Raw genomic sequence first — 16633 nt, 5'->3', positions numbered from 1 at the left:
GCGGATCAGAACTCGATACGTCCGGAGAACTGGGCAAGGCGCTTGTTGGTGAGCTCGACGGTTGCTTCGCCAAAGTTCTGCGGGTTGTCAAGCGTTGCGCTGATGGAGTGAGAGTCGAAGCGGACGCTGTTGGTGATGTTGAACATCTCCCAGCGCAGTTGCAGCTTGGCGTGCTCGGTAATGTGAAACTCCTTGTCGAGGCCGGTATCCCAGGAGAAATATCCGTCGCCACGCATTGGGTTGCGTGTGCCGGATTCGCCGGGTAAAGCATGGTCAAAGGAGGCAAAAACGGCATCTGGTTGTGCAAAGCGCTGTTGCAGATGTCCGCGTTTGGCTGCCTGGGAGGGTATCTTCGCGATCTGCGTGGCCCAGCCTTCGATATCCCAGTTGGTGGGGTAATATGCTCCGTTGTCCATGATGAAGGGGAAGCCGCTGGTCCATCGAATGATGCCGGTGGTTTCCCAGCCGCCGATGAAAGCGTCAGTTAGACGGTTGACTGAGGAGCCAAAGCGTTTGCCGCGGCCGAAGGGAAGTGTCCAAAGGTAGTTGGAGTTGAGCTGATGGGTGGCGTCGTAGTCGGAGACACCGTAAAGCTGATTGGGCCCCCAGCTATTGATGATCTGGGCGTAGTTGGTGCCAGCCGAGGTGTTCAGGCGCTCGGCCTGCGAGACGATGTCCATCGACTTCGAGTAAGTGTAGTTGAAATCGGCCTGCAGGCCTGCCCCAATATGCTGGCGATAGACAACTTCCAGCGCGTTGTAATTGGAGTAGGCAACAGAGCGCCAGGCATATAGGGCTGAGTATTGATCGTGGTAGAAGCGGAACGAGGGGTAGGTCTGGTTAGGATTGACGCCAGCCTGGCTCAGAGAATCGGGCACGTCAAGTTCGTAGAGTGCATAGGTTTCGTTGTATAGATTTTGGGCGAAGAGTTGATAGACGTTTTGTGTGGCGGTAGCCGGGCCCGCGCCGTAGCCAAGATCGACTCCGTTAAGAGCAGAGAAGAGCTGCTGGAAGTAGGGGATGGTTCCGACGCCGGTGACATCATAGGGCTTAAGCCCCTCGGCGTGTCTTGTGCGGGACTCGATGGCGAGCTGACGCGCAGCCGCGAAGTAAGAAGTGCCGCCCGACATCAGATTGATAGGCATGGCTACGTCTTCCTGCGCGAGTAGATGATGCGCGTAGCGACCTACGTAGGAAACCTCAATTGACGAGCCATTGCCCAGTTCGCGAGCGAGCGAAAAGTCGACCAGGTGCGAGTAAGGGGTCTTGATAGCGGAATCGAGTCCCCAGCTGATGGCGAACTGAGTGGATGCCGGGACGGCAGGGAAGCCGCCTGCTGGAGCCGAGGGCAAGAGGCCGGAGGGAATGGTCGTGATGTTGGTGAAACGTGGCGCGGAGCCGATGTTAACGGTGCCGGGAGTATTGGAGAGGTCGCTCGAAAGGCCAAAAGAGCCGTTGGTGTCGAAGGTATTGACGGTCGCTGCGCCAAAGTGGTCGAAGACCAATGAATAGCCGCCGCGGATGGTACTTTTGCCGTTGCCCAGTAATTTGAGGAGCGCGCCGTCGGAAGGAGCTGGGGAATAAGCAAAGGCGAAGCGAGGTGCGAAGTCCAGCTTCTCGGCCTGCCAGAAATCGGGACGATGGTTGTAGCGTCCGCTAAGGTCAAATGCCAGCTCGCCGACATTGCTGGCCGCACCTCCACTAGCTGCCTGCTGGGCGCTGCCTTCGTAGTAGTCGGTGAGAGAGTACTGTTTACAGACTGAGCCCTGGAACATACAGGGATTGACCTGGTTTCCGGACTTTTCAGCGGGCGGTTGCAGGTACGAGTAGCGGAGTCCGTATGTCAGGGTCAGGTTGTGTGTGGCTTTCCACGAGTCCTGGAAGTAGAACTCAGATTCTTTCCAGCCATAGTCGCGCTTGACGGGGGCTCCGACCGCGAGCAGGGCTCCGGTCTTGTCGTAGTTGTAGATAGCGTCGCCCTCGGTGATGATGCCTGCGATGGCGAGCAGCGCGCTGTTGTATTCATTGCCGTAGTTGGAGAAGTCTACCGTGGGATAACCGTAGACGGGCGGGTCGAAGGGACCTCCACTGTCTGCTACGGTGGAGCCGTTGGAGAGCCAGCCCTGGTTCATCTGGCCGTCGGGGAAGGAACTGGCGTTGCCGACGCGGCGGTCATCGATGAGGCGGAGATTCATACCGAACTGGAAGTTGTGGGTGCGCTTGTTCCATGAGACGTCATCGACGATGTTTTGCACCGGGATGATGTATGAGGTGGAACGAGTGAAGGCCTGTGGCTGCGCGATGGCAGCAAGCTCGATTTGAGGCTGATTGGAGATGCCGGCGTTATCGACACCCTGGCGTGTGAGGCCGTAGCGGAAGTTATTGACGAGGTTACTGGTCAATATCTCGGTGTAACCGGCAGCGAAGCCCTTGTTATTGGTCAAGGTTGTGGTTGAGGCAGGCTGGCCGGGGAAGGCTGGAGCTGTGGGCTCATTGTCATTCTGCAGGTTGCCGCGCCAGAAGAGAGTGTGTTTGCCGCTGTTGCCGATGTTCCAGTCGAGGCGGGCAATGTAGGTGTTGTAGCTGCGATTCAGCGTGTACGGGAAACGATATCCCTCGGTGTTAAGTCCGTCGCCCTGAGTGGGGTCATTGCCCGCAGGGTAGGAATTGAAGAGCTGAATCATGGCAACGTTTTCGCCGATGCCTTGCGGGTCCATGTTTTTAATGTCAGTGGGTGAGAGGGCGTAGACGGAGTCACCGCCACCATTCACGTAGTCATACTGGAGAACGCCGTTGCGGTATTGCGGGGTGGGTACGGTACCGGCATTGACGCTGGTGCCTTCATCGTCGCGACGGCCCTCGTAATTGGCGAAGAAGAAGATGTGGTCCCTGCGAACTGGACCGTCGACGGCTCCGCCGAAGACGTTGCGGATGAGCTTCGTCGGTGTGTTAGGCTCACCGGCTGCAAGCTCCTGTTGTTTGTTGAAGAAATCGTTGGCTTCGAGGAAGTTGCTGCGGTTGTATTCATAGACAGCGCCATGGTACTGGTTGCCACCACTCTTGGTGACGAGTGCTACCTGAGCGCCGGAGGAGCGGCCTGCGTCGGCGTCAGGGTTGCTGGTGGTGACGCGGAATTCGGCTACAGAGTCCTGGGTGACGCGGAGGACGCTAGTGAAGGCGTAGCCGTTGTTCACGTCGTTGACGTCAACACCGTCGAGGGTGATGTTGGATTGGTCGCTGCGACCTCCATTGACCGCGCCGCTGCGCGAGTCGCTGGAGTTGTTGCCGACGGCGTTGGTGCCGTTGTTGTCATCGGTGCGGCCGAGGTAGGTGACGCCTGGTTGGAGACTGAGCAGGTCGGGAACGTTGCGGCCTTCAATGGGCAGAGTAGACACCTGCTGGCTGTCAAAGGCGTTGCCCATGGTGGCGTCGGTTGTGTTCAGGACGGGCTGGATCTCGCTGGTGACAGTGACTTGCTGAGTGACACCGGCGACCGCGAGCGCGACATTGACGGTGGCTGGCTGATCTACGAGCAGGTCCATATTCTCACGCTTGGCGGTGGCAAAACCCGTTGCGGAGACGGTGAGAGTGTAGCGGCTAGGCTGAAGCTGAGAGAACTGGAATTCACCCGTTGCATTGGAAGTGCCAGTGCGTGTGGCGCCGGTGGAGACGAGGGTGAGTTCGAGTTGAGCGCCGGGAACGATGGCTCCGCTTTTGTCGGTGACGCGGCCACCCAGGGAGGTAGTGGCCTGAGCGAAGGATTGTGGGGTTAGGAGACAGAAGAGGACGGAACAGAGGAGAGCTGCGAATAGTTTTTTGGGATACATGCTGACCTCGAAGGGAATAAGACGTGATCGTTCTATTAGTTCTTAATGAATTTTTATATCCAATTGCGGACGGCGGGACCAGAGAAATCAGCAAGGTCGGGAAGTGTGGGGTAGCGGGCGGGTGGAGCTAGAGAGAATCTGAGCGGGATTTCTGGGTTGTATAAGCCATTTTCCGCGCGCAGGCGCAAGATTTCTGGCGCGGAGGTTGTGGCTGTATGGAGGCGAAGGTAAGCCGCTATTTTCCGAAGGCGTAGGTTATCTGGAACAGGCCGCTGTCGATGCCTGGATTGTCGGAAGCGGTGTAGGCGTTGGAGATGTGGTGATAGCGATAATCGGCTCGGATGGAATGATGAGCCGAATGCCAGAACTCGACACCGGCGCCAAAATCAAAGGTGAAGTTGAAGGAGCCGGCGGATGTGTCTGGGATCGGACGCGTTGTATATAGATATCCGCCATGGGCCATGACGACTGGCTGCAGTTTGCGGGATGGAAAGAAGTTCCATTGAAACCCGATGGGTGAAAGTCCTTCCCCAACGGTCCATTGGCGAGTACAGGTATCGACGTAGGAATAGCTGTAGGTGATGCCGCCTGTGGTCTGGCTATAGGTTCCAGAGCCCGGCTTACACGCGTTGACGGGCTCGAAGTTCTGCGTGGATATACCGTTGTTTGGCGAGGTGAAGGTGATGACCTCGTGAATGACGGGGTCACTTTCCAGCGCGATGGGCGTAGCTTCGGCGCTGTATTGCCAGTTGACGAAGCTCCCTTGCCAGAGACGGCGCGCATAGGAAACGCCAAAGTTCAGAAGCTTCCTGTTTTCGGCTACCCCGAGGATCATGGGGCTCGAGTCGTTTGAGTAGGCGACGGAAAATCCAAAAGTATTTTTGCGGCTGAAATCTCTGGTGATGGGTGGGGTGGCCTGTGCAAAAGCGAAAGCGCACATGCCGATCAAAGCGATGATGAGCAGGAAGGTACGCACACCGATCGCGAGGCGAAATTGGCAGGACCCACTCTGTCCCATTCTCACCAGTCCTTCTGTTTTCGAATCCGCGTAAAGGCATATACTCATCCCTTGGTTACTACGGATTATGGAGCTTTCCGATGTCTTCTCTTGCTATTGATTATGCGCACAAGCATCAAGTCCGGTTTCTGGACGAACTGAAGGATCTCTTGCGCATTCCTTCCGTCTCAACCTTACCTGAACACAATGCTGATACTCGCCGCGCCGCGGAATCTCTGGCGAATGAATATCGCCGCATAGGCATGGAAAATGTACGGCTGATTGAAACGGCCGGACACCCGCTTGTCTATGCGGACTGGCTGCATGCTCCAGGGAAGCCGACCGCTTTGCTGTACGGACACTATGACGTGCAGCCGCCCGATCCGTTAGACGAATGGCTTTCACCACCCTTTGAGCCGACTGAGCGCAACGGCAATCTTTATGCGCGCGGCGCGGTTGACGACAAAGGGCAGACCTACATGCAGGTGAAAGCTCTTGAATCTCTGCTCGCAGCAGAGGGTAAACTTCCGCTCAATGTTCGCGTAATTTTGGAAGGTGAAGAGGAGATTGGGGGCGAGGGCATAGCCGAGTTTGTAGCGTCGCGACCGCCAGAGCTGGCTGCCGATTTTGTGCTGGTCTGCGATACGGAGCTGTTTGCCGATAATCTGCCGACGCTCTGCGTGGGCCTGCGCGGCATGATCTACACCGAGATTGAAGTGCGCGGCGCGAAGACCGATCTGCACTCAGGTATGTACGGTGGGGCTGCTCCGAATCCGTTTGTGGCACTGGCGCAGTTGATTGCGAAGCTCAGGGATGAGTCGGGGAAGATTCTGGTTCCGGGAATCTATGACGGCATTGTGCCGCCGAGTTCTGAAGAGCTTGCGGCGTGGAAGTCACTGCCGTTTGATGAGGAGCATTACCGGCAAACCGAAGTCGGATCGAAAGAGTTGGTGGGGGAAGCGGGCTTCAGCGTGCTCGAGCGGACCTGGGCCAGGCCGACGCTGGATGTGCATGGAATGCCGGGTGGGTTCATCGGAGCGGGAGCGAAGACTGTTATTCCGGCGAAGGCGTTAGCGAAGGTATCGATGCGGCTGGTGCCTGGGATGACGCCTGCGGATGCCTTCGCGAAACTCCGCGAATATGTTCTGGCAGTTGTTCCGGCAGGTGTGGAAGTGGATGTGCGGCTCATTCATTCAGGTGAACCCTGCCTGATACCCGTAGACAATCCCTACATTCGTGCAGCGACCGCGGCCTTGCGGGAAGTTTGGGATAAGGAGACTGTCTTTATTCGGTCGGGAGGCTCCATTCCTATTGTTGGAGATTTTGCGCGTCATCTGGGATTACCCAGCGTCATGATGGGCTTTGGGCTTCCGGATGATAACCTGCATGCTCCGAACGAGAAGTTCAAAATCGCCAATTTTTATCGGGGGATCGATTCGATTATTCGCTTTCTTGAAACAACCGGCGAATCTTCTAAATGAGTGGATTCGCGTTGGAGCGAGAGCAAACAGCTGGATTTGTGCTTGCTGGTGGCCGGTCGTCGCGGATGGGACGTGACAAGTCGCTAACTTTATTTGCCGGCGCGCCACTGATCGAAACGGCGCTTTCCTTGCTGCGACAGGCCGGCATTCCAGCGCGGATAGCTGGTTTTCGCTCTGATCTGTCGCGGCATGCTGAAGGAATTCCGGACGGCGTTCCAGATCTCGGGCCACTCGGTGGTGTTTGTTCTGCGCTGATATCTTCTTCGGCTCGATGGAATGTATTTTTGCCTGTCGATATGCCTTTGTTTCCGGATTCGCTGTTGGTTGCGTTGCTACAGCGCGCTGCGATTACAAATGCACCTATAACGGCAGCTATGCTTGGCGGCAGGGTGCAGCCTTTTCCAGTTGTGTTGGAACGCCCGGTTCTTCCGTTGGTTCAGCGGAGATTGAGCCAGGGCTTGACGGCTTGCTATCAGGCATGGAGGAGCATTCCCGCAGAATTTGGCGTGCATCTTGACGCGGTTTCGGTGGAATCGATGAGGCAATGCGGTTCGATTGAGCATCCACTACGATTGCCGCCTGTGTACTGGTTTCAGGGAGCAAATACGCGGGAAGAATTAGCGCACCTGGAGCGCCTGGTTTTGCGAGGAGGCTTTTAGGCAATATGCAGGAACAATCTGCGCTTCGAGTAATCTAAGACGTGTGAGCGACTCGCCTGAGATAAATCCAGATTCGTCTTCAGTGCCAGCGGCAGATCAGCCCTCGCTGCTGGAAGATCTGAAGGAGCTGCAATCGACAGCATCTGTTGAAGAGCTTGAGATTGCGGAGACATCTGCACGTGCCGCGATTGAGGCGGTGGTTGCGGATACTGCGGCAAACAGGCCGTCCGGCGCAACGCCTGCGCCGATCGCAGGGCCGTTTATCGATTTTGACCGTGTTTCCATTTCTTTTGGAGACCGCAAGATTCTCGACCAGGTAAGTTTTCAGGTCGGGCGCGGACAGACACTCTGCATACTTGGGCGGAGCGGCGTGGGCAAATCTGTCTCCCTGCGCATTCTGCTGGGTTTTCTAAAACCGGATTCAGGCAGCGTGCACGTTAATGGTCAGGAAATCACGTCGCTAGGGGAGTCTGGCCTGCAAGAAGTACGGAAGCATGTGACGATGGTTTTCCAGAATGGGGCGTTGTTCGATTCGCTGACAGTTGGTGAAAACATCGCTTTCCCGCTTCGGGAAAAGGGTGGATTGCAAGAGGATCAGGTACAACAACTCGTTACACGCCTGCTTAATCTGGTAGAAGCCAGCGAAACGATCAACCTGCTGCCATCGAGCCTTTCAACTGGCCAACGACGCTGCATCGCTATTGCACGAGCTCTTGCCGCGCAACCTGAGGCAATTCTCTACGACGAGCCAACGACTATGGTCGATCCCATAATGGGAAGAAATATTGGAGATTTGATCCAGAGGCTCAAGCTGCAATTGGGAATCACGAGCATCGTGGTTACGCATGACATGCGGTTTGCAATCCGATTGGCAGATCTGGTGTTGTTCCTGGATTCAGGGCAGGCGCGTTTTTTCGGGCCCATACGTGAGTTTATGGAGTGTACTGATCCTCACGTGCAGCAATTTTTCACCCTGGATGCTTATGCACTGCCCGATGTCGGCGAGGCCGTGAAATGAGGCGACGGAGAACGTGGCGATGTTCTTCGTTTTGAATCCGTGGACATGCTGGTACAATCAGGCTACGGCCTGCCGTTTCAAATCAGCATTTACCGGCCGGCGTTTTCATTTACTTTTCGTTCACGCCTGCTTAATTGGAATCAGCTAGACTGGTTCCAGATAGTTTGTAGATTCGTATGTTGCCGGAACCCCGTTTGGGTGGCGATAGCGGCCAGTAAACTGGTGTTAACTCAAAGGTTCCTCATCTTTCCGGCGATTCTGTGGATCTAACAGCGGTCCTTACGATGGACCACTTTGTCGGGCTTTGATTCGATGACGAGAGCCGCTTGTTCTGTTTGCATCTGAGCAGAGCAACGCGGGTCCAGAGAAAACAGAATTCGATAAGCCCCTGTGCAACCGGCGGAGTCAAACTGATCATCGAAGTGTAAAAACGTGCGCGAATTTGTATGTCGTGCGGGACTGTTTAAAGCTCCTTAGTTTTTACAAGTTGGTGATCATCCACATCCACTGTTTCTGTTGCGTTTTTTGAGGTCTGCAAGAATGGCAACATCCGAGTTCTGGCAACGAGCATCTGCTTCTACGCCGACGCAGGACTGGAGCGAATCCGCTGCAGCCGGAAATCAGCGTACAGCGCGCGGAAGCATAGGAATGTGGATGGCGCTGGATGCTTTAACGGTTCTCGGCGCAGCTTTCGTAGCCGCAATTATTGAGCTCCACACAAGTTTTGTCGCTGGCATGCGCAATTTCTGGCATGGCACTCTGATCCACGGACAGTCTACGGGTATCCTTACATGCCTGCTGTTAGGATTTACGGTCACTCTGATTGTTATCAGTAAAAGTCTTCATCTATATACTCCAGCACGTCTTACGAGTTATTTGCACGAGCAACGCCTCAGTGTGCAAGCCTGCCTTGTTTCGGGCTTATTGCTGACAGGGACGCTTTATCTGATCAAGGGCGAGGAGATACCGCGAGGGGTAGTGCTTCTCACGGTCATCCTGCTTACGGTGTCGTTGAGTGCGCGGCGTGTTGTGTTCCGTGCGTTGATGTATCAACGGTTTGAGCGTGGCCTGAACACCCGCAACGTGATCATCGTTGGTACAGGAGCTGAAGCGCATGCGCTGAGGCATCATCTGCAAAGCATTCGGCAACTCGGTTATAACTTTAAGGGTTTCGTGCATGTGCCTGATGTGGATACACAATTGGCGGGCACAACAGGTGATGTTTTAGGGGCTTTGGAGAATCTTTTCAGCCTGGCTCGCAAGCACTTTGTCGATGAAATTTTCTTCACCTCTCCTGTGGAACGTGGTGTGATCAAGGCGGTTCTGGATCAGGCGCGGGCGAATGGCATCGACCTGCGGGTCGTGCCCGATATGTACGACGGCTTGGCATGGAACAGCACCATCGAATACATCGGCCAGTTCCCGACGATTCCGCTTCATCGCGGGCATGTACCTGAAGTCGGCCTGATCTTCAAGAGATCGCTCGATGTAACGTTGGCTGCGCTGACCTTAATCGCTCTATCGCCGCTATTTTTGATTCTTGCTATTGCGATCAAGCTCGATTCGCACGGTCCTGTTTTCTATACTTCCGAGCGTATTGGCAAAAAGGCTCGTGTCTTCAAGTGTGTCAAGTTCCGGACGATGGTGCGCGATGCGGACAGGAAGCGCGCGGAGATTCTGCACATGAACGAGCGTCAGGGTATTTTGTTCAAGATGCAGAATGATCCGCGAATCACGCGCGTAGGGCGCATTCTGCGGAAGTACTCTCTGGATGAACTGCCACAGTTCTTCAATGTTCTTGTTGGAGACATGAGCGTGGTGGGTCCAAGGCCCCCGATAGCCAGTGAGGTTCGGCAATACAATCTGTCGCATCTGCGCCGGTTGGATGTAACGCCGGGTATCACCGGATTGTGGCAGGTGCAGGCCCGTCAGGATCCTTCGTTTGACAGCTATATTTCGCTTGATGTCGCGTATATCGAGAATTGGAGTATCTGGCTGGATTTGAAGATTATTCTGCGCACGATCGGCGTGGTCTTTGCGGGAACCGGGTCATAGGCTTATCGGCTTCACGGCATCTGTGCTCTTGCAGTAGAGAGCATGTCGGCAATCCACTCACAAGCTGGATTTCCTTTTCTGCGTAGAGCGGCGATCTCACGATGCAGGTCGTACTCTACTCTCCGGATCTGCGCCTCGTGGCCGTCGATAAGGACATAGCTCGCGCGTGGATCGCCATCGTAGGGAAGGCCTACGCTGCCGGAATTGATATATAACCTAGTGGTTGTCATGCGAATAAAGGCGTGGTGAATGTGCCCGTAGACTATGACCTTGCTGTTAAACGGTCGATAGGCCTCTTCGAGAATCTTGTCTTCAACATCGGGAGCGGGTGCGTGCCAAACGCTATTCGGGCTTGCATGCAGCAAAGAGACGTCTTCGATGTGCTGAGTGGAAGGCAGTGTGCTTAACCACGCAAGGCGTTCGTCACCGAGTTCTTCGCGAGTTGCCGAGGCCATACGCCGGATAACGTCAAACAATGCGTTCAACGCAGGTTTGCCTGCCGCAAATGTTTCGAGCGCTTCCGGGTGAAAAAGCATCTCGTCAGTATTGCCCAGGACTCCCGGCCATCCAAGCTCCTGAATTCGATCGACGATAGCTGCTGGAGCACTGCCGCCATCGGCAAGGTCGCCACCATGAAGCACTAAATCGGGCGCGGTTATTTGCAGGTCTTTAAGAACCGCATCAAATGCGGTGAGATTGCCGTGAATATCGGAAAGAATGGCGATGCGGGGCATACGTTGTCGAATCTTCAATTGGAGACATGCTACATAAGTCCCCTCGCGGAATAGAAGGACGCGGTCTGAGTGCGCCTTTTTCGCTGTTTTAGACTGGAGATGTGAAAGTCGCGATAGCACAGATTGATCCCACCGTTGGGGATTTCACGGGTAACCTCTCGAAAATCGTTACTGCAAGCCGGCGCGCTGCCGATTCTGGAGCGCGGCTAACCATTTTTTCCGAACTCTCGATCTGTGGATATTGGCCGGCGGATCTGCTGGACAAGCCTGTCTTTCTTAAGCGTTGTGCGACGGCCCTGGAAGAACTCCGGCAGGCCACAGCATCGCTTTCGACAGCGGTGCTGGTGGGTGTTGCGCTGCCTGCGCCAGCGGGAGCGTGCAAACCTGCGGTCAATGCCGCGGTTCTATTGGATAAGGGGAAAATATTGCTGGAGCAGCATAAGATGCTGCTTCCGTTCTACGACGTTTTTGATGAGCAACGGTATTTTTGCCCGGCGCGGTCGCAGCATGTGATCGATTTTGAAGGTGAACGCCTTGCTGTAACCATTTGCGAAGATGCGTGGAACGATAAGTATTTCTGGCCGCATCGTTTTTATGATGTTGATCCTGTTGAAGACCTGATGCGCCAGAAGCCGACGATCCTGATCAATATCTCCGCTTCTCCGTTCTGGCACGGCAAGCGGCAGACGCGGTACCGCATGCTTGCTGCCATTGCGCAACGGCATAAGATTCCCGTATTCATCTCGAATCAGGTCGGCGGTAATGACAGCCTTATCTTCGATGGATCGTCTTTTGGCCTGGCTCCCGACGGCACCGTTATCGGCGCAGCGGCATCGTTTGCCGAGGATGTTGTGACGATTGAGAGCCAGACTGTCACCGGGCAGGCGTTCGAGGAAGAGGAGAACGGTGACGAGCAGGAGACCTCAGAAGCGTATAGAGCCCTGGTGCTGGGCACTCGCGATTATGTTTACAAGACGGGTTTCCGGAAGGCGATTGTCGGTTTGAGTGGCGGCATCGATTCGGCGCTTGTGGCGAGCATTGCCGTGGATGCGCTGGGCCCTGAGAATGTGATTGGTCTAGGCATGCCGAGCCAATACTCTTCGGGTGGTTCTGTCGACGACAGCAGGAAGCTGGCGCAGAATCTTGGCATTCGATTTGAGATTTTGCCGATCGCACCGCTCTTTCAGGAATTTGTTCGAACTCTCGATCCGGTCTTTGCCGGAAAACAGCCGGATATTACGGAGGAGAATCTGCAGTCGCGGATACGCGGCACTTTGCTGATGGCGCTCTCGAATAAGTTTGGCTCCCTTGTGCTGACCACGGGTAATAAGTCAGAGATGTCGGTAGGCTACTGCACTCTTTATGGGGACATGGTGGGTGCTTTGGCGGTGATTGGGGATCTGGTGAAAACAAGGGTATATGCCTTGAGCCGGTGGGTGAATCGCGATAGAGGGATTATCCCAGAGGCAATATTGACTAAGGCGCCATCGGCGGAGCTGCGGCCCGATCAGAAGGACACGGACTCGTTACCGCCTTACGAAGTGCTTGATCCGATCCTTGAAGCGTATGTAGAACGGTATGAGGGCAGCGCGCAGATCGTTGCGGAATACGGTTTTCCTGTCGGAACCGTGGAACAGGTAGTCCATCTTGTAGAGCGAACAGAGTACAAACGCCAGCAGGCAGCCCCTGTGCTCAAAGTTACGCCGAAGGCATTCGGAATGGGACGCAGGTTTCCCATAGCAGCGCGTGCTCAGGTATAAGCGCAGTAATGATCGAGTGGAGATATCGGACAGATTGAAACGAATTTGTCCTCAAAAAGGAGATTTGAGATTGACTTCAGTATCATTTTGCCGTCGTAGCGGGGCCAACCGGTTTCGCCAGGTAGCAAGTTTTGTATTCGCCATTGGATTGGCGGCACCGACAGCTTCACGTCTGATGGCGCAAACCAATGTGCCACCGGTGCCTTCAGCTCCTCCTGCAGCGACCAGTGTTGAACCGGTCTTTCCGAAGACAGATCCTTCCGATTTCACGGCGGATTCTCCAACCAAGGAACAGGTGGAGGGCTTTCTGCGTGCGTCCTGGGGTTATGATACGAACCGGGTTTATGAAGTCGCGCGCATTCTGAAGACAGACGTTCCGGGTGTCAGCAATGTGATTGTGCTGGTGGGCGAGAAGGGACGCAAGGAAACTGGAGCGTTACAGTTCATTGTTCTGCCCGATGGGAAGCACCTTGTTGCCGGCGGTCAGCAACTTGAGATCCTGCCGTTTGGAGAGCATCCTTATGCCGAGAATCGTACGTCGCTGGTAGCGCGTGCGAACGGACCGTCCAGTGGCGGAGCGAGCAAGGATCTTGAGATTGTCGAGTTCGCCGATTTTCAGTGCCCGCATTGCAAAGAGGCACAACCTACGATCCAGAAGATCCTCACGGACTTTCCGAATGCTCATTTCGTTTTCGAGAACTTCCCGCTCGCTCAGCATCCGCAGGCATTTCGTTCGGCTGCGTACGGAGTGTGCGTAGCAAAACTTGGCGGAAACAAAGCCTTCTTTGATTATGCGAGCGCGGTATTCGAGGGGCAGGCTGGATTGGCGACCGACGACGGCGCAACGCTGACTCTGAACAGTGCTGTTACCAAGGCAGGCCAGGATCCGGATAAGGTCGAGGCATGTTCGAAGACCCCCGAAACCAAGGCTACGGTGGATGCAAGCGCTCAGCTTGCAAAGGATCTGAGCGTAAATCAGACGCCGACACTGGCGATCAACGGGCGTTTGGTGCCGCTTGGAAATGCCGACTACAACGTGTTGAAGCAGATGATTACTTATCACGCAAGCAACGACGGCCCTGCGAAGTAGTCAACCAAACGATTAAGGACGAAGGACGTTGAGGCTGGCTTCGCCTCAACGTCCTTTTCTTTTCTGCATGCGGGAAGGGTTGCGAGCTTAGCGAACTCCTGTTCCGGTTGATTTTTCCAGTGTCAGCATGGGACCGTGGCCGGTCGCCCGTGGATTCCGGGTTACCGTAGGTGTGATCAGAATCAGCAACCGGGCGACATTCTGATCGCGGGTTATGTCGCTTACGTCTTCAAGACCTGGAATGTCGCTGATGCCGGGCAGGCCATTAAGTGCTCTTGATTCTGTTTTAGAAAGATCGCTGACCAACACAGCGGTTGTGCCCGCCTTCAGCGAGAGCACGCCGGTAAACTGCTGATTGTTCAAGATGGGGATGTCATTGAGGCTCGAGCCCTCCAGCGATTCCATCTTGAGATCGAGGCTGATGGTGACATCACCTGATCGCAATACCTTCGGAGTTGCCTTAAGCGTCATTCCGAGGTCTTCATATTGCACCTGCGGTATGGTTTCATTTGCAGTCTGACTTAACGCAGAGGAACTGACTCCGGTGATAGAAGAGGGAAGCGCTACGGAAGAGTAAGACGAAGTCTCAATCGGATAGCGTTCTCCGATTTTCATTGTGCCTTGTTCATCGTCTTCCAACTGCAGGTGAATATCGTCCAGCATGCGGGTGTCACTGCTATTGAGGCTCATGGTGAGCGTGGCAGGACCGGGGGAGAGAATGCTTTGCGTCAAGCCGCCGCCAAAGGGAAGAAATCCCTGATTGAACGGCGTGCCGGTCAAATCTCCAGATGCGACCAGGATCGCCAGTATCTCGATTTGATTAGCAAGCGTGCTGGAGTTGGGCACGAGTCCAGAAGAGATGATCTGCTGAACGGCGGACTGGTTCTGACTGAGAACGGAATTGATCTCGGAGGCTACGTTATAAATGCTTGTCTGCTGGAAAAATGTTGCGCCTGTCTCCCGGTCCGAAATATGCGCGAGCTGGATGATCTTTACATTCAGATCGACCTGGCTTTTACCATCTTCGAGCATTTGCATTGTTGTATTGAATGCAGCGAGAGTCTTTTCCGGAGCGCGAATAGTGAGCGTGCCATGATTGGGTTGCATGGTGGCTTGAGTAGCCCCGAAGACGTTGTGCGCAACCTCAGTAACGCTGGTTACATCCTTTTCACCCAACCCTGGCAGATATAGAGTTTCCAACTGCTGATGTTCGTAGGTGGCGCGGTTTTCGCGGGTATCTCGCGCAACGATAACGCGGTGCGGGTCGAGCGGCTCATAGAATGAATCGGTCAAGATGCCCACAGCTCGTGTTGCCTCAGCAAACGTTGCGTCATCGATATCCAGCTTTTCGGACCGGCTTTGAACGCTGTCGTCTACGGAAGCATCGATACCATAGGCACGAAAAACATCCTGAATGATCTGATGTTCGCTTGCCCTCAGATGGAAGCTGTGTTTGGCCTCTACAGGTTTCAGTACTACAGGGCCGTAGCCTACCGTATCTTCGTGTTTAGGAGTGCCGGAGTCCAGGCTGATTGCTTCGTGCGCAGTAATGCCGGGCTTCATTGCAGCTTTGGAGTTTGCGAGCTGGTTGAGATGCTCTATGACTTCAGGGCTGCTTGGATCGATCGTTAAAGCTTGCAGCAGCAGCTTTGCCGAGTCGCTGGAGGCTCCGCCGTCACGCTCGCGGCTCGCCTGCTGGACGAGCTGGGTAACTGTGCTTTGCTTGGCAAGAGCTGCAGCATCGCGGTAGGTAGTGTTATCAGGCTCAAGCTCGACGGCCTGTTGCAGCAGCTTCCATGCTTGTTCCGTGCGCTCGGGAGACTGCTCCTTTTTGAGGAGAGCGACGCCCTTCAGATATAGTTTCGCAGCCTTGCGTTGTGCATGCAGTTCGCTTGTGGCTACCGGCTTGCCGTTCTTTACTCCAGTGGATTTGTCTTCCTTCTTCGTTTTGGAGGGGGGAGCCGAAGGACCTGACGCAGATGGCGTTGATTGTGCGGATGTGCTCTGAGCGGGAGTCGCTGTTGCCTGGCAGTACAACATGGATGACGCTGGCAGCATCATGAGCAGGCACAGCCATGGCTTCAGACGGGTCAAGCGATTACACCGCCTTGATATGCAAGGTTGAGCCTGGACTGCGTTGTTTCCATTAATGCTTTGAGGGAGGTTGCGCAAACATCTGGTTTTAGTGACGCGAGTTCATCAAAAGAGTAATGGCCTGTGGCGACTGCGATGACGGGCAGGGAATTTGCTCGCGCTGCCTCGATATCCCTGGGAGTATCGCCTACGACACAAACGGAGGCATCCAGGCCTTTGATTTCTCTCGCCTTGGACGCGGCATACGCAATCATATCGGCGCGGACCGTAAAGTTGTCGCTGAAGCCGCCAAAGCGGAACCACTCGCGCAATCCAACCTCTTCGACTTTGATCCAGCCGATCAGTTCGAGATTGCCGGTAGCCAGGCCCAGTAGAGCCTTTCGGTGTGAGAGATGCGCAAGGGTTTCTTCTACGCCGGGCATAACCCAGAGGTCCATCTCGGTCCGCCGTTTCTCGACGGTTCTTCGCATTACATCGAGAACAGCTTCCAGTTGTGGTTCCCATGCCTCCAGAGGAACTCCCGCGCGTTCAAATGCTTCGCGAAGGATTGCGGTATCGGTGCCACCGTGCAGAACCACGCCGGTCAGCGAGACCTCAAAGCCCGTGACCTCGTGGATGCTGCTTGAGAAAGAATTGAAGTGAATGCGATCGCGGCTGCGCAACAACGTGCCGTCGATGTCGAAGAGATACGCATCCTGAGCATCCCACAGGAAATCCTCGCGTATCGAGACACGAGGTGGCGTACCGGTGCTGGAAATAGAATCTGCCATTATCTACACACCTTAGTGTATCTCCGTTGCTGCATTCAGCCGCACAGGAACGCAGAGAACCTCAGTGAACGAGAGCTAACGCCAAGATGGCAAGAGTGTTTACGCCGGCAATGTTCTGTTTGGAGACGGATCCGGGTGGAAGAGGTGA

Annotated in this window: 11 protein-coding genes; 6 read left to right on the top strand and 5 right to left on the bottom strand. The window is 54.9% G+C overall.

What is annotated here, in order from left to right:
- Positions 1-5: 5 nt before the first annotated feature.
- Positions 6-3827 (bottom strand): TonB-dependent receptor, encoded by a 3822-nt coding sequence (locus OHL22_RS21625; RefSeq protein WP_263341813.1) that lies wholly within the window; start codon positions 3825-3827, stop codon positions 6-8.
- Positions 3828-4062: 235 nt separating this feature from the next.
- On the bottom strand, positions 4063-4845 hold the full coding sequence (locus OHL22_RS21620) for an acyloxyacyl hydrolase (RefSeq protein ID WP_263341811.1): 783 nt from the start codon (positions 4843-4845) through the stop codon (positions 4063-4065).
- A gap of 80 nt (positions 4846-4925) precedes the next feature.
- Between OHL22_RS21620 and OHL22_RS21615 the strand changes: the two genes are divergently transcribed.
- The 4 genes from OHL22_RS21615 to OHL22_RS21600 all read left to right on the top strand — a co-directional run bounded on the left by OHL22_RS21615 (position 4926) and on the right by OHL22_RS21600 (position 10037).
- Positions 4926-6305, top strand: coding sequence for a dipeptidase (locus OHL22_RS21615; protein ID WP_263341809.1), 1380 nt, complete (start codon positions 4926-4928; stop codon positions 6303-6305).
- Positions 6302-6964, top strand: a complete 663-nt coding sequence (gene mobA / locus OHL22_RS21610; protein ID WP_263341808.1) for a molybdenum cofactor guanylyltransferase — start codon at positions 6302-6304, stop codon at positions 6962-6964. Before OHL22_RS21615 ends, mobA begins: the two co-directional genes overlap by 4 nt.
- Before the next feature lie 43 nt (positions 6965-7007).
- The gene (locus OHL22_RS21605; protein WP_263341806.1) at positions 7008-7982 is read left to right on the top strand and encodes an ABC transporter ATP-binding protein; all 975 of its coding nucleotides are present in this window, start codon (positions 7008-7010) and stop codon (positions 7980-7982) included.
- 540 nt (positions 7983-8522) lie between these two features.
- Positions 8523-10037, top strand: coding sequence for a sugar transferase (locus OHL22_RS21600; RefSeq protein WP_263341804.1), 1515 nt, complete (start codon positions 8523-8525; stop codon positions 10035-10037).
- An 11-nt stretch (positions 10038-10048) separates the two neighbouring features.
- On the opposite strand, the gene OHL22_RS21595 is transcribed toward OHL22_RS21600, so the two are convergent.
- Positions 10049-10771 (bottom strand): metallophosphoesterase family protein, encoded by a 723-nt coding sequence (locus OHL22_RS21595; protein ID WP_263341802.1) that lies wholly within the window; start codon positions 10769-10771, stop codon positions 10049-10051.
- Positions 10772-10872: 101 nt separating this feature from the next.
- Here OHL22_RS21595 and OHL22_RS21590 point away from each other — a divergent pair, with 101 nt between their 5' ends.
- The gene (locus tag OHL22_RS21590; RefSeq protein WP_263341801.1) at positions 10873-12531 is read left to right on the top strand and encodes an NAD+ synthase; all 1659 of its coding nucleotides are present in this window, start codon (positions 10873-10875) and stop codon (positions 12529-12531) included.
- Between the two features lie 70 nt (positions 12532-12601).
- Positions 12602-13621 carry a DsbA family protein gene (locus tag OHL22_RS21585; protein ID WP_263341799.1) on the top strand — a complete coding sequence of 340 codons (1020 nt, stop codon included), beginning with the start codon at positions 12602-12604 and terminating at the stop codon, positions 13619-13621.
- An 87-nt stretch (positions 13622-13708) separates the two neighbouring features.
- Here OHL22_RS21585 and OHL22_RS21580 read toward each other — a convergent pair whose 3' ends face one another.
- Both OHL22_RS21580 and OHL22_RS21575 read right to left on the bottom strand, forming a co-directional pair.
- Entirely contained in the window at positions 13709-15715 is a 2007-nt protein-coding gene (locus tag OHL22_RS21580; RefSeq protein WP_263341798.1) for a hypothetical protein, read from the bottom strand.
- On the bottom strand, positions 15712-16485 hold the full coding sequence (locus tag OHL22_RS21575) for an HAD family hydrolase (RefSeq protein WP_263341797.1): 774 nt from the start codon (positions 16483-16485) through the stop codon (positions 15712-15714). The genes OHL22_RS21580 and OHL22_RS21575 overlap by 4 nt, the downstream gene beginning before the upstream one ends.
- Positions 16486-16633 lie beyond the last annotated feature (148 nt).

Source organism: Acidicapsa dinghuensis (assembly GCF_025685685.1).
GTDB classification, from domain to species: domain Bacteria; phylum Acidobacteriota; class Terriglobia; order Terriglobales; family Acidobacteriaceae; genus Acidicapsa; species Acidicapsa dinghuensis.
The sequence above is the reverse complement of the archived record's forward strand: the minus strand, read 5'-3'. Positions and strand labels throughout refer to the sequence as shown.